The following is a 14,629-nucleotide window of genomic DNA, read 5'->3' on the forward strand; positions in this document are numbered from 1 at the left end:
GGTGGCGGCCGGCACGTTGGTGGCCGGCCTTCAGGGCAGGTTGATGAGGAGGGAAGACCGCTTATTCAGCCGCATCGCCGGCACCTGCCGGCACCAGGATTTCACGGTTGCCGTTGGATTGCATGGTGGAGACCAGGCCGCTTTGCTCCATCTGCTCCAGCAAGCGCGCCGCGCGGTTGTAGCCGATGCGCAGGTGACGCTGCACCAGCGAGATCGAGGCCCGGCGATGTTTCAGCACCACGGCCACGGCCTGGTCGTACATCTCGTCGCCTTCGCCGCTGCCGCCGGCACCGGCTGCAGCACCGCCGCCACCGCCATCGGCGTCCTCCAGCACGCCTCCCTCTAGGATGCCCTCGATGTAATTCGGTTCCCCCTGGGATTTCAGGTGTTCCACCACGCGGTGCACTTCGTCGTCCGACACGAAGGCGCCGTGGACCCGCACCGGCAAGCCCGTGCCGGGCGGGTTGTAGAGCATGTCGCCCATGCCCAGCAGGGTTTCGGCGCCCATCTGGTCAAGGATGGTGCGCGAGTCGATCTTGGAAGACACCTGGAAGGCAATGCGCGTGGGCACGTTGGCCTTGATCAGGCCCGTGATCACGTCCACCGACGGACGCTGCGTGGCCAGGATCAGGTGGATGCCGGCCGCGCGCGCCTTCTGGGCGATACGGGCGATCAGTTCTTCGACCTTCTTGCCCACCACCATCATCAGGTCGGCCAGTTCGTCGATGATGATGACGATGGTTTCCAGCTGCTCCAGCGGTTCCGGGGCATCCGGGGTGAGGCTGAAGGGATTGGGGATCTTCTCGCCGCGTTTTTCGGCGTCGATGATCTTCTGGTTGTAGCCGGCCAGGTTGCGCACGCCCAGCTTGGACATCTTCTTGTAGCGGCGCTCCATCTCTTCCACCGCCCAGTTCAGGGCGTGACCGGCCTGGCGCATGTCGGTCACCACCGGCGCCAGCAGGTGCGGAATGCCTTCATAGATCGACAGTTCCAGCATCTTGGGATCGATCAGGATCAGGCGCACCTGGCGCGGCGAGGATTTGTACAGCAGCGAGAGAATGGTGGCGTTGATGCCCACCGACTTGCCCGAACCGGTGGTACCGGCCACCAGCAAGTGCGGCATCTTGGCCAGGTCGGCCACCACCGGGTTGCCGGCGATGTCCTTGCCCAGCGCCACCGTCAGGCTGGAATGGCTGTCGTTGTAGACCTTGGAACCGAGGATCTCGGTCAGGCGCACGATCTGGCGCTTGGGGTTGGGCAGTTCCAGGCCCATGAAATTCTTGCCCTGGATGACTTCCACCACGCGGATCGACGTCAGCGACAGCGAACGCGCCAGGTCGCGCGCCAGGTTGACGATCTGGCTGCCCTTGACGCCCGTGGCCGGTTCGATCTCGTAGCGGGTGATCACCGGGCCGGGATAGGCTGCCACCACCTTGACCTCGACACCGAAGTCGGCCAGCTTCTTTTCGATCAGGCGGCTGGTGAATTCCAGGGTTTCCACCGAGACCGTCTGCTGCGCAGGCGGGGCCTCATCGAGCAGCGACAGCGGCGGCAGTTCGCTGTTGAGGTCATCGAAGAGGCTGGTCTGCTTCTCCTTCTGCACGCGGTCCGATTTCTGCACCTCCACGATCTGCGGTTCGATGCGGATCGGCGGGGCTTCGACGATCTTGGCGCGTTCCTGCACCACGGTTTCCTCGCGCTTGACGGCGGCTTCCTGGCCGGCGCGGCGGTCGGCACGGGCGGCGAAGAAGTCGCGCACGGCGAAGAGGCCATCCTCGATCAGGCCGCCAATGCGCTCCACCGCCGCCAGCCACGACACCTGGAACAGCAGCGAGAACCCCAGCCCGAAGAGCAGCAACAGCAACAGCGTGGAACCCGTGAATCCAAAGGTCGGCTGCATGGCCGAGCCGATCATCTCGCCCAGCACGCCGCCGGAAGAATGCGGCAGCTTGGGCGCGAAGCGATGCATGCGGGTGAATTCGATGCCCATGCTGCCGGTGAGCATGAAGATGAAGCCGACGGCACGAATCAGCGGTTCCTGCTGGTGTTCCGGTTCCACCGGCTGGGCCACCAGGAAACGGTTGGACAGGCGCCGATAGCCGGTCCACACCGAGCGGCCCAGCAACACGCACCACCACCAGGCCGACAGGCCGAAGATGTAGAGCAGCAGGTCGGCCGTCCAGGCGCCGACGCGGCCGCCCCAGTTGCCCACGCGCGGCACCGAACTGGCCACGGACCAGCCGGGATCGGTCTTGGCATAGCTCAGCAGGATCAGCGCCAGATAGGCCAGCAAGGCCGCCAGCGCCAGCCAGCGCGCCTCCGATAACAGCCGCACTAGACGGTTGGGCATGGGAGGTGCCGGTGTCTTGGTGGTGCGGATGTGGGCTTGACTCGTCTTGGACATAACTTCCGTACAAAAAAATACGCCGTCATTGTAACGGCATTGCATTGGCGCTTCGCGGTTTTGCGCAGGGCGGCGGGAAACCCGCTGCACTGACCGTCATCGGCCGCTATCGTTCTGGTTGTGCTGTCTTTTTGTTCATATTCTGAACAGCAATACTCTTGATTCCCCCGTCCCTTCCGGCTATCGCCGACATAGCGTAATTCCATGAGCCCCAATGAAGGCATGGACTATAATCTTACCCGTTTTGCAGCGCGGCAAACCGCAAACTTGCACGCTCGCAACCGCTTCCCCTGCCCTGGCTGCGCTGGTGTCCACGCCGGCCGGGAATTGAAATCCCGCGGGTCGCCTCAAGCTGCAGAGGCAATCCCGCAACATTTTTTGATGAGTAGCTTATGAGCACGCCCAAACATGCCAAGGTCCTGATTCTCGGCTCCGGCCCCGCCGGCTATAGCGCCGCCGTCTATGCCGCCCGCGCCAACCTGAACCCGGTGCTGATCACCGGCGTGGAGCAAGGCGGCCAGCTGATGACCACCACCGACGTCGAGAACTGGCCCGGCGATCCGCTGGGCGTGCAAGGCCCGGAACTGATGCAGCGCCTGCTGCAGCACGCCGAGCGCTTCAACACCGAGATCATCTTCGATCACATCCACACCACCAAGCTCTCCGAGCGTCCGTTCCGCCTCATCGGCGACAGCGGCGAATACACTGCCGACGCGCTCATCATCGCCACCGGCGCTTCGGCCCAGTATCTCGGCCTGCCTTCGGAGCAAGCCTTCATGGGCCGTGGCGTGTCGGCCTGCGCCACCTGTGACGGTTTCTTCTATCGTGGCAAGGAAGTGGCCGTGGTCGGCGGCGGCAACACCGCCGTGGAAGAAGCGCTGTACCTCTCCAACATCGCCAGCAAGGTCACCATCGTGCACCGCCGCGACAAGTTCCGCGCCGAACCCATCCTGATCGACCGGCTGCTGCACAAGCTCACCGAGGGCAAGATCGCCATCCAGTGGCACTCCACCCTGGATGAAGTGGTCGGCGACGACAGCGGCGTGACCGGCATCAAGATCAAGTCGACCCAGGATGGCGCCATTACCGAGATCCCGGTGCATGGCCTGTTCATCGCCATCGGCCACAAGCCCAATACCAGCATCTTCGAAGGCCAGCTGGAGATGCAGAACGGCTACCTCAAGACCCGCACCGGCACCGAAGGCTTTGCCACCGCCACCAGCATCGATGGCGTCTTCGCGGCCGGCGACGTGCAGGACCATATCTACCGCCAGGCCATCACCAGCGCCGGCACAGGTTGCATGGCAGCACTGGATGCACAGCGCTATCTGGAAGGCCTCGAATAAAGTAAATTGATGTAAAATGCTGCACTGCGAGAACTCGCAGCGCAACGGGCACTCCAAAAGCCGGTGACGAGTTGTCGTCCCGGCTTTTTTGTTTCACTCGAGCAATCCAACCAGAAGAATCATCAAGACCGAGGAAAGCATCGTGCCCTATTATCCAACCCCCTCTCCCGCGCGTGGCCACTCGCCCGCGTTCAAGGCAGCACTGGCCACCGTGAGCCTGGGCGCCGTACTGATCGCCTGCAGCGCTTCGCGCGAAACGCCGGTAGCACGCGCCGGCGGCGGCCAATGCGATGCGTCGCGGGCCGACCACCTGATCGGCGAAAACTACAGCGGCTACATTGAACGCCAGGCCCTGGCCGAATCGGGCGCCACCGACATCCGCGTGCTCAAGCCGGACGACGCCGCCACCATGGACTTCAATCCGCGCCGCCTGACTCTGCAAGTCGATCCGGGCCTGGTCATCATCCAGGTCGCCTGCGGCTGAAGGCTGAGCCCGCTTCTGCTAAAGTAGCCACTCAGGGAACTATTCGCTACAGGGGTTGGGTGGCTGTCATGGCGACAATGAAGGATTTCTCGGCGCTCAAGGGATTGCGCCGCGATTTGCAGGAACAGGAAAAAGCGCGCGCACTGGCCTTGGCCGAGCGCCAGCGTCAGGAAGCGGCAGCCCGCGAGGAAGCCAATCTCTTCCGCAACAGCATCGGCGCGGTCGCGCCCTTGCGCCCCACGGTGGTCGACAAGGCCCATTACCCGCCCGAACCCCCTCTGCCCATTCCCCGCCAGCACCTGGCCGATGAACAGGCCGCGCTGCTGGAGTCGCTCTCGGATGAGTTCACCATCGACACCTTGATGGACAGCGACGAAAACCTCAGTTTCGCCCGTCCCGGCGTGGGCGTGGATGTCTTGAGCAAGCTGCGCCGTGGCAACTGGGTGATCCAGGCCCAGCTCGACCTGCACGGCTATCGCCGCGACCAGGCGCGGGAAGCATTAGGTGAATTCTTGCGTCAATCGCGCCGCCGTGGCCTGCGCTGCGTGCGGGTGATCCATGGCAAGGGGCTCGGTTCGGTGAACAAGGAGCCCGTTCTCAAGCACAAGGTACGCAACTGGCTGGCCCAGAAGGACGAAGTGATGGCCTTTTGCCAGGCCCGCGCAGCCGATGGTGGCGCGGGCGCGCTGGTGGTGCTGCTGCGCTCCAGCGAACGGGCCTAGGCCGCCACGGCGTCAGGCCGTGGCCAGCGTATCGAGCATGGCCACGATGGCCTCGAAATGCGGCCGTGCCGCTGCATCCGCCGACAGGCAGGCCTGGCGCAAACCCGCCAGGGTGGCGCGCTGCTTCTGTCCCGCTTCATCGAGCGGCTGGCCGTGCGCCAGCAATTCTTCCAGCAGACATCCATAAGCCCGCACTTCCATGGCCTGCACGCCCCAGGCATGGGGCTCTCCTGCATCGTAGAACCATGCCGCGCCAAAATCCCCCAACAAGGCTTCCCCTTCCCGATGCAGGATATTGTGGCCATACAGGTCGCCATGCACGATGCCCTGCGCATGCAGATGTGCCGCTGCCGAGGCGATATCGCGTGCAATGGCCAGCACCTGGGTCCAGGCCGGGATGAAGTCTTGTGCATAGACGTCGCGCGTGCAGGACTGCAGGCTGGGCGGGCCGGCCAGGGTCTTGAAATCCGGATCGATCAGGGGCATCACCAGGCCTTGCGCTGCCTGCGGATGTCCTTGCAAGCGGCCCAGCACCGGAATCAACCCGCGATGGCTACCGGCCATGATGCAAGCGGCCATTTCACGCTCGGGCAGGCCGTCGCTGGTGACGGCCCCCTTGAAGAGCTTGACCGCCACGGGCTGGCTCTTGTCCTGCACTGTCCAGCGCGCCGCGTGGATCAGGCCGGAAGCGCCCTCGCCCAGCTTCTCACCCAGCTGCAAATCGTTCCAGTCTATGCCCGCCACCTGGGCATTGCGATCCGCCGCTTCCTCCACCGCCTGGCACCAGGGATTGCCCGCCATGGCCAGCCAGCTCAGACGCGGCAGCGTCAGCAACCAGTGCGGAAACGCTTCCAATGCATTGGCCGACAGGCGCAGCAGTTCCAGGTTGCGGCAGGCCGCCAGTTCGGGCGGCAACGTCCGCAGCCGGTTACCGGCCAGCATCAGCTTCTGCAGGCGCGGACACTGCCCGATGCTGGAAGGCAACTGCTCGATACGGTTGTCGGTCAGCACCAGCCAGCGCAGCGCGGGCGGCAGCGCCTCGGCGGGCACATGTTCGATGCGGTTGGCTTTGAAGCCGATCATCTCCAGCGCGGGACAGCGGCCCAGCACGGCAGGCAGTTCGGTGAAGGGATTGTCGGAACAGAAAATGATGCGCAGCTTGCCCAGGCGCGGCAGGTCTTCCGGCAAGGCGCTCAGTTCGTTGCCGCTCAAGTCCAGAATCTCGAGGGTTTCAGCCAGGGTGAAGATTTCTCGCGGGAATTCGCGCAGGCCGCACGACAGAGACAGGCGGGTAATGCCTTGCAGGGCGCCGCTGCGCAGTTGTTCCAAGGTGTGCATGCAGAGAAGTGAAGAAACAGACGAAAACGCGGAGTTTAGCAGCCACAGCCCCAGGCATTCAGAACAAATCGAGTTGCGCATCATTGCCGGTGGCTCGGGCCGGTACAAGCACAGGCCGCCGAAAACGACTGGCATCCAGCGTAGCAAAAGCCCGGTTGCGATGATCGATCCCCAGGCGCCGGCTGGCCTTCTCGAAACGCTGATGCAGCAGGTCCGCCCAGACACCCGTGCCGCGCATGCGGGTAGCGAAATCGGCGTCGTAATCCTTGCCGCCGCGCATGTCCTGGATGCGGTTCATCACCCGCGCCGCGCGATCGGGGAAATGCGCCTGCAACCATTGCCGAAACAGCGGGCTCACTTCCCACGGCAGGCGCAGCACGATATAGCCCGCTTGCCGAGCGCCGGCTTCGACGGCGGCTTCCATCACGCGCTCCAGATCCGGCTCGGTCACGAAGGGGATCACCGGTGCAATCGATACGCTCACCGGGATGCCCGCCTCGGCCAACGTACGGATCACCCGCAGCCGCCGCGCCGGACTGGCCGCACGCGGCTCCAGCGTGCGGGCAATGGCGGGATCGAGCGTGGTGATGGTGACGGCGACGATGGCCTGTCCCTTGGCAGCCATGGGCGCCAGCAGGTCGATGTCGCGCTCGATCAGGGAGGATTTGGTAATCATCGCCACCGGGTTCTCGCAATCGTGCAGGATCTGCAGGATGCGCCGGGTCAGTTGGCGTTCGCGCTCGATGGGCTGGTAGGCATCGGTATTGATGCCTACCGTGATGGTGTCGGACTGATACGACGGTTTGGCGAGTTCACGCAGCAACACTTGGGGCGCATTGCGCTTGGCGACCAGCCGGCTTTCGAAATCCAGCCCCGGCGAGAGGCCGAGGTAGCTATGTGATGGCCGCGCGAAGCAATAGATGCAGCCATGCTCACAACCCCGGTAAGGATTGAGGGAAAGCGAAAACGGCAAGTCCGGCGAACTGTTGCGGCTGATGATGGACCTGGCGTCTTCCTCGGTGACGATGGTCTTCAGGCGCGGGGCTTCGTCTTCCTCTCCAAGCTCTTCCACAAGCTCCGCCGCCGCAGGAAAGCTGACGGCCTGCCAGCCATCGTCGAACTCTTCCCGCGCCACCGATTCGTAGCGCCCGCGCAGGTTGGTGACCGCACCCCGGCCCTTCCGGGCGACCTGGCTGCGATGGACGAAGGCTTCCGGCGTAAGCGTTGCGTCATCCTCGCCGGAAGGCACCGGCTGGTCCGGAAAAGGCCGGGCAATGCCCTGCGGAAATTTGGGGAAGGAGGCCAAAGGCAAGCTCAACAATACTGTATATATGAACAGTATTTTGCCTTCACTTTGAGGCCGCTGCAAATGCTGTTTCAATTTGTCCGGCTGCCGCATTAATCGGTTATGCTTGTTCACCCTCAGCTTCCTGACAGAGAAGAAAGCGACCATAAAGGGGGAACAAGGACCGCCAGAGGTCCCAAGGAGACAAGGATGCAATACCAGGCAAACCGGCCCGGTGCCGGCGCATTGCTGGGCGCCTCGCCGCTGGTGCAGGCCAGTGCCGAGGGCATGCCGGATCTGCAGGCCATCGAGCGCTCGCACCAGCGCAGCTCGTCCTACGGCATCACGCGCGGCCAGCGGCCCGATCTGGACTCGCTCTCGCGCGCCGACCTGGCGCAGACGCTGGAAGCCAACCAGGCCCTCTCCGGCCACGCCCGCCCGGTCATGGAAACCCTCTACGACCAGATCCGCAATACCCACAGCATGGTGATCCTGTCGGACGCCGAAGGCACCATCCTGCACACCCTGGGCGACAGCGATTTCCTCGCCAAGGCCGACCGCGTGGCGCTGGGTGCGGGCAGTCGCTGGTCCGAACAATTGCGCGGCACCAATGCCATCGGCACGGCCCTGTTCGAACAGAAGCCGACCACCGTGCATGCCCAGCAGCACTATCTGGACGCCAACCGCTTTTTGACCTGCTCGGCCGCGCCCATCTTCGACCATCGCGGCCAGGTGCTGGGCGTGCTGGATGTCTCCGGCGAATGCGGCAGCTTCCACAAGCACACCATGGCACTGGTGCGCATGTCGGCCCAGATGATCGAGAACCACCTGCTGGCCGGCAGCTTCCCCGATTGCATCACCCTGCACTTCCACAGCCGCGCCGAATTCGTCGGCACGCTGGTCGAGGGCATCGTCAGCTTCACGCCCGGCGGGCGCTTCCTGGCGGCCAACCGCAGTGCGCAGTTCCAGCTCGGGCTGACGCTGGCGGCGCTGCAATCGCATACCTTCGCCTCCCTCTTCGGGGTGCCGCTGTCGCTGCTGTTCGAGCACCATCGCAAGGCCGCGTCAGGCTTGCTGGAGCTGTGCCTGCACAATGGCATCCGCATCCATGGGCGGGCCGAACTGCGGTTGCGCGACCAGCATTTCCAGAATGCGCGCGAAGCCGTCATCGACACACCGCACACGATCCCCGCTCCCCGCCCTGCACCGGCCGCACGCCCCCATCCCGGCCAGGCGCGTGCGGGCCTGCAGGCGCTGGACACGGGCGATGCCCGCATGAGCGCCATCATCGCCAAGTTGCGCAAGGTGATCGACCGCGACATTCCGGTCCTCATCACCGGCGAAACCGGCACCGGCAAGGAATGGCTGGCCCAGGCCATCCACCGTGAGAGTGCGCGCTTCCGGGCCACGCAAACCCGTGGTGGCGCAGCGCCCTTCGTGGCCGTCAATTGTTCAGCCATTCCCGAGAACCTGATCGAAGCCGAACTGTTCGGCTATGAAGACGGCGCCTTCACCGGCGCACGCCGCAAGGGTGCGCTGGGCAAGATCGCACAGGCCCAGGGTGGCACCCTCTTCCTCGATGAGATCGGCGACATGCCCCTGGCCCTGCAGGGCCGGCTGCTGCGCGTCTTGCAGGAACGCGCCGTGACGCCGCTGGGCAGCCAGCGCGTCATCCCGGTGGACTTTGCGCTGGTCTGCGCGACCAACCAGCCACTACGCGAAATGGCCGCGCGCCATACCTTCCGCGAAGACCTGTACTACCGCATCAATGGCCTGCAGGTGAAGCTGCCTGCCTTGCGCGAGCGCAGCGACCTGGCCCGCCTGATCGAACGCATCCTGGAGCAGGAAGGCGGCCCCGATGCGCCGCGTTTTGATGCCCAGGCCCAGGCGCTGCTGCAGGCCAGCCGCTGGCCGGGCAACCTGCGGCAACTGTCCAACCTGATCCGCACGGCGCTGGCCATGGCCGAGGGTGAGGCCTGGATTGGCGTCGAACACCTGCCAGATGACTTTTTGGAAGAGGCAGCGCCGGTGCAGGCGGCTTGCGCGATGCCTGCCCAAACGGCCTATGAAGAAAAACGCGAAAAATCGCTGTCCATGCACGACAGCGAATGGGCCGCCATCGAGCGCGCCCTGCGCAGCCATGACGGCAACGTCAGTGCCGCCGCCAAGGCGCTGGGGGTGTCGCGCAATACGCTCTATCGCCGCTTCAAGTCACGCGGGCACTGAGCGGGGCCAGGCTGTCATATTCCTCATCGGTGAACAGCCGCGAGCGCGTCAGGAAGCGCTTGCCGCTGCCGTTTTCCAGCGAGAACATGCCGCCGTTGCCATTGACCACATCGATGATCAGTTGCGTGTGCTTCCAGTAGTCGAACTGGTCGGCACCGATGTAGAACGGCACGCCATCGATCTCGCCGAGATGCACGTCGGTATCGCCCAGCGTGAAGTCGCCGGCCGGATAGCACATCGGCGCACTGCCATCGCAGCAGCCACCGGACTGGAAGAAGATCAATTCGCCATGCCGCGCCTTCAACTGGCGCAGCAAGTCCACCGTGGCCTCGGTGGCCGTCACCCTGGGCAATGCATTCATCGCCGCTCTCCTGTTGGATCTGCCATAAAAGCGGCGCCGGCCGCGGGAAGCGGACCGGCGCCGAAGCTGCCTTGCTGCAAGGAGTCAAACAAGGATCACGCGATCAGAAGAAGCCCAGCGCCTTGGGGCTGTAGCTGACCAGCAGGTTCTTGGTCTGCTGGTAGTGGTCCAGCATCATCTTGTGGTTCTCGCGGCCGATGCCGGATTGCTTGTAGCCGCCGAAGGCTGCATGCGCCGGATACAGGTGATAGCAGTTGGTCCACACGCGGCCGGCCTGGATTTCGCGGCCCATGCGGAAGGCACGGGTGCCCTCGCGGGTCCAGAGACCAGCGCCCAGGCCGTACAGGGTGTCATTGGCGATGGCCAGGGCTTCTTCCTCATCCTTGAAGGTGGTCACCGAGACCACGGGGCCGAAGATTTCTTCCTGGAAGATGCGCATCTTGTTGTTGCCCTGGAAGACCGTCGGCTTGACGTAGTAGCCCGAGGCCAGGTCACCGCCGAGTTCTTCGCGTCCGCCGCCGGCCAGTACCTTGGCGCCCTCCTGCTTGCCGATGTCGATGTAGGAGAGGATCTTTTCCAGCTGTTCTTGGGAGGCTTGCGCGCCGATCATGGTGCTCTTGTCCAGCGGGTTGCCCTGCTTGATGGCGGCCACGCGCTTCAAGGCACGCTCGATGAAGCGGTCATAGATCGATTCCTGCACCAGCACGCGCGAGGGGCAGGTGCAGACTTCACCCTGGTTCAGCGCGAACATGGCGAAGCCTTCCAGGGCCTTGTCGAAGAACTCGTCATCCTTGTCCAGCACGTCGGCAAAGAAGATGTTGGGCGACTTGCCGCCCAGCTCCAGGGTCACCGGGATCAGGTTCTGCGAAGCGTATTGCATGATCAGGCGGCCAGTGGTGGTCTCGCCGGTGAAGGCGATCTTGGCGATGCGCTTGTTGGAGGCCAGCGGCTTGCCGGCTTCCACGCCGAAGCCCTGTACGATGTTGATCACGCCGGGCGGGATCAGGTCGGCGATGAGTTCGATGAGCACCATGATGGACGCCGGGGTCTGTTCAGCAGGCTTCAACACTACGCAGTTGCCTGCGGCCAGCGCCGGGGCCAGCTTCCACACCGCCATCAGGATGGGGAAGTTCCAGGGAATGATCTGGCCAACCACGCCCAGCGGCTCATGGAAGTGGTAGGCGTAGGTGTCGTTGTCGATGGGGCAGATGCTGCCTTCCTGGGTGCGCACGGCGGCGGCGAAATAGCGGAAGTGATCGATGGCCAGCGGGATGTCGGCGGCCATGGTCTCGCGGATGGGCTTGCCATTGTCCAGGGTTTCGGCGGTGGCCAGCAGCTCCAGGTTGGCTTCCATGCGGTCGGCGATCTTCAACAGCATATTGGCGCGCTCGGTGGGGGACGTCTTGCCCCAGCTCTTCTTGGCGGCGTGCGCGGCATCCAGTGCCAGTTCCACGTCTTCGGCGCTGGAACGGGCCACTTCACAGAAGGCGCGTCCGATCACCGGGCTGATGTTCTCGAAGTATTCCCCCTTGACCGGCGGCACGAATTTGCCACCGATGAAGTTGTCGTAGCGTTGCTTGAAGGGGTCGCGTACGCCGAGTTTGCTGATGTCTGCCAGGTTCATGTCGTCTCCGTTCGGGTTATGGTTGAAATCCCGCCGCGATCTTGGCCGCAGCGGACGTTCATCCCTTCAGGTGGCAAATCGCATGCCAGCCGGGAAAGGCCCGCCTGACGCGGATCCCGGGGCGACCACATTGTCACGCTGTGTCAGTCTGGCGCAGCCTGGGACAGTGCCGGGCAACACCTTGCAACACCTCTGCAGCGGACAATGGACGTAAAAAAACCGGCCAGCGGCCGGTTTCTCGCAATGCGCTCAGCAGGTCTGGATCAGACGGCATCCGGGCCGGTTTCGCCGGTACGGATACGGATCACCTGCTCCACTTCCTGCACGAAGATCTTGCCGTCGCCGATCTTGCCGGTGCGGGCGGCCTTGATGATGGCATCCACGGCCTGCTCGACCACATTGTCATCCACCACGACCTCGATCTTGACCTTGGGCAGGAAGTCGACCACGTATTCGGCACCGCGATAGAGTTCGGTGTGGCCCTTCTGGCGACCGAAGCCTTTCACTTCGGTGACCGTCAGGCCCGTGACGCCGACTTCGGCGAGGGATTCACGCACCTCGTCCAGCTTGAACGGTTTGATGATGGCGGTCACTTGTTTCATGGCAATTCCTCTCTTGGTATGTCGTAAAGAAACGATCTGTTGAATAGCGGATAAAGCAATTGTTGTTATTTTACTGGCAGGGCCGCGGCGCCTTGCCCACTTGCACATTGTCAATCAGGCTTGGACAGCTTTCAACCTTATTGGACAAGCTGGACCATAAAAAGCCGCTTTCAGCCGTCCAGATCGGGAATACGCTCCAGATCCTTGAGCCACACGGTGGCCTCGCCATCACTGGGCGCACGCCAATCCCCGCGCGGCGAGAGCGAGCCACCGGTGCCGACCTTGGGTGCATTGGGCACACAGGAGCGCTTGAACTGGCTGGTCTTGAAAAAGCGATAGACGAAGATGCCCAGGTTCTTCTTGATCTGCGACAAGCTGTACTGGTTGCGCGCGCCGTACAAACCCTCCGGCCAGTGGCCGAGCGTGCGGTCCTGCCAGGCGCTGTGGGCCAGGAAAGCCACCTTGGCCGGAGTGAAACCATAGCGCAGGATGTAGTACAGGTTGAAATCCTGCAGCTCGTAGGGACCGATGAAGTCCTGGGTGCGCTGACCCGGTTCGCCGTCCGATGCGCCCGGCACCAGCTCCGGGCTGATCTCGGTTTCCAGGATGTGGATCAGCACTTCCGGCTGCTTCAGTTCCAGCGAACCGGATTCGGCCACCCAGCGCACCAGGTGGGTGATGAGGGTCTTGGGTACGCTGGCATTGACGTTGTAGTGCGACATGTGGTCGCCCACGCCATAGGTGCACCATCCCAGCGCCAGTTCGGACAGATCGCCGGTACCGATCACGATGGCGCCATGATGGTTGGCCAGGCGGAACAGGTGATTGGTGCGTTCACCGGCCTGCACGTTTTCGAAGGTGATGTCATAGACCGGCTCGCCGCGCGAATACGGGTGGCCCAGATCCCTCAGCATCTGTTCGCAGCTGGGGCGAATATCGATTTCCTGCGCCGAGCAGCCGACCTGTGCCATCAGTTGATGCGCCTGCACCAGCGTGCGGCTGCTGGTGGCAAAGCCGGGCATGGTATAGGCCAGGATGTTGGAACGGGGCAGGCCCAGCTTGTCCATGGCCTTGGCGCAGACCAGCAGCGCGTGCGTCGAATCAAGCCCGCCCGACACACCGATGACCACCTTCTTCAACCCCGACGAGGACAGCCGCTGCACCAGCGCCTGCACCTGGATGTTGTAGACCTCGCGGCAGCGCAGTTCGCGCTGTTCGGCATTGGCCGGCACATACGGGAAACGCGCCACCCGGCGCTGCAGCGGCAATGCCTGTTCCTGCGCAATCTGCACATCGAAGCGCACTACCTCGAAGCGGCGCACTTCGTCCGCATGACGGCGCACCGACTGGCCGAAGGTGGTCTGGTGGATGCGTTCACGCGAGAGGCGTTCCAGGTCGATGTCGGCATAGATCACGTGGCCGCCGTCGGCGAAGCGCTCGGACTCGGCCAGCAGTTCGCCGTTCTCGCAGATGAGTGCCTGGCCATCCCAGGCCAGGTCGGTGGTCGATTCGCCATTGCCGGCCGAGGAATACAGGTAGGCCGCCAGGCAGCGCGCCGATTGCTGCGACACTAGCTGATGGCGATAACCCGACTTGCCCACCACGACGTTGGAAGCCGACAGGTTCACCAGCACGGTGGCCCCGGCCAGCGCCGCGAAGGACGACGGCGGGATCGGCACCCAGACGTCTTCGCAGATCTCGATATGGAAACGGAAGTCGGGGATATTGCCGATCTCGAACAGCAGATGGCTGCCGAAGTCCACGTCCTGCCCCAAGAGACGCGTGCGGCGGGTGACGGCACAATCGGCGCTGCTGAACTGGCGCGCTTCGTAGAATTCGCTGTAGTTGGGCAGGTAGCTCTTGGGCACCACGCCCATGATGCGGCCGTTATGGACCACCACGGCGCAGTTGTAAAGCTGGTGATCGACCTTCAGCGGCATGCCCACGATGAGCGCGGCGGAGATGCGCATGGACGCTTCCAGCACCGATTGCAGGGCCTGCAGGGAGGCTTCCAGCAAGGCGCGCTGCTGGAACAGGTCTTCGCAGCTGTAGGCCGACAGGCCCAGTTCGGGGAAAGACACCAGGGCGGCACCACGGGCGGCGGCCTGTTCGGCCAGGGCGATGGTGCGCTCGGCGTTGAAGCCGGGATCGGCCACCTTGCAGTCCGGCACCGCCACTGCGACGCGGGCGAAACCGTGGCTGTAGAGATTGAAGAAGGGGCTTTGCATAGCGTGTTC

11 protein-coding genes are annotated in these 14,629 nt (G+C 63.7%); 4 read left to right on the top strand and 7 right to left on the bottom strand.

Annotated elements, in window-relative coordinates; all coding sequences use genetic code 11:
- Positions 1-61: 61 nt before the first annotated feature.
- On the bottom strand, positions 62-2,404 hold the full coding sequence (locus tag ACVC5H_RS15935; RefSeq protein WP_489618786.1) for a DNA translocase FtsK: 2,343 nt from the start codon (positions 2,402-2,404) through the stop codon (positions 62-64).
- A gap of 392 nt (positions 2,405-2,796) precedes the next feature.
- On the opposite strand from ACVC5H_RS15935, the gene trxB reads away from it, so the two are divergent.
- The 3 genes from trxB (at position 2,797) to ACVC5H_RS15950 (ending at position 4,956) form a co-directional block, all read left to right on the top strand.
- The gene (gene trxB, locus ACVC5H_RS15940; RefSeq protein ID WP_489618787.1) at positions 2,797-3,750 is read left to right on the top strand and encodes a thioredoxin-disulfide reductase; all 954 of its coding nucleotides are present in this window, start codon (positions 2,797-2,799) and stop codon (positions 3,748-3,750) included.
- A gap of 142 nt (positions 3,751-3,892) precedes the next feature.
- Positions 3,893-4,234 (top strand): I78 family peptidase inhibitor, encoded by a 342-nt coding sequence (locus ACVC5H_RS15945; RefSeq protein ID WP_489618788.1) that lies wholly within the window; start codon positions 3,893-3,895, stop codon positions 4,232-4,234.
- A gap of 68 nt (positions 4,235-4,302) precedes the next feature.
- Complete coding sequence (locus ACVC5H_RS15950) at positions 4,303-4,956, top strand: Smr/MutS family protein (RefSeq protein ID WP_489618789.1); 654 nt, start codon at positions 4,303-4,305, stop codon at positions 4,954-4,956.
- Positions 4,957-4,968: 12 nt separating this feature from the next.
- Here ACVC5H_RS15950 and ACVC5H_RS15955 read toward each other — a convergent pair whose 3' ends face one another.
- Together ACVC5H_RS15955 and ACVC5H_RS15960 are read right to left on the bottom strand one after the other, a co-directional pair.
- Positions 4,969-6,294: a leucine-rich repeat-containing protein kinase family protein gene (locus ACVC5H_RS15955; RefSeq protein ID WP_489618790.1), complete on the bottom strand. Its 1,326-nt coding sequence runs from the start codon at positions 6,292-6,294 to the stop codon at positions 4,969-4,971.
- A 58-nt stretch (positions 6,295-6,352) separates the two neighbouring features.
- Complete coding sequence (locus tag ACVC5H_RS15960; RefSeq protein ID WP_489622712.1) at positions 6,353-7,600, bottom strand: PA0069 family radical SAM protein; 1,248 nt, start codon at positions 7,598-7,600, stop codon at positions 6,353-6,355.
- Positions 7,601-7,789: 189 nt separating this feature from the next.
- Between ACVC5H_RS15960 and ACVC5H_RS15965 the strand changes: the two genes are divergently transcribed.
- Positions 7,790-9,805, top strand: coding sequence for a sigma-54-dependent Fis family transcriptional regulator (locus ACVC5H_RS15965; protein ID WP_489618791.1), 2,016 nt, complete (start codon positions 7,790-7,792; stop codon positions 9,803-9,805).
- Here the strand turns inward: ACVC5H_RS15965 and ACVC5H_RS15970 are convergent.
- The 4 genes from ACVC5H_RS15970 to ACVC5H_RS15985 all read right to left on the bottom strand — a co-directional run bounded on the left by ACVC5H_RS15970 (position 9,786) and on the right by ACVC5H_RS15985 (position 14,620).
- Positions 9,786-10,166, bottom strand: a complete 381-nt coding sequence (locus ACVC5H_RS15970; RefSeq protein ID WP_489618792.1) for a DUF779 domain-containing protein — start codon at positions 10,164-10,166, stop codon at positions 9,786-9,788. The genes ACVC5H_RS15965 and ACVC5H_RS15970 overlap by 20 nt on opposite strands.
- Positions 10,167-10,269: 103 nt before the next feature.
- Complete coding sequence (adh, locus tag ACVC5H_RS15975; protein WP_489618793.1) at positions 10,270-11,790, bottom strand: aldehyde dehydrogenase; 1,521 nt, start codon at positions 11,788-11,790, stop codon at positions 10,270-10,272.
- 263 nt (positions 11,791-12,053) lie between these two features.
- A complete protein-coding gene (locus ACVC5H_RS15980) occupies positions 12,054-12,392 on the bottom strand; it encodes a P-II family nitrogen regulator (RefSeq protein WP_145602603.1) in 339 nt (112 codons plus the stop codon).
- A gap of 170 nt (positions 12,393-12,562) precedes the next feature.
- Positions 12,563-14,620 carry an NAD(+) synthase gene (locus ACVC5H_RS15985; RefSeq protein WP_489618794.1) on the bottom strand — a complete coding sequence of 686 codons (2,058 nt, stop codon included), beginning with the start codon at positions 14,618-14,620 and terminating at the stop codon, positions 12,563-12,565.
- Positions 14,621-14,629 lie beyond the last annotated feature (9 nt).

Source organism: Herbaspirillum sp. Her3 (genome assembly GCF_057961275.1).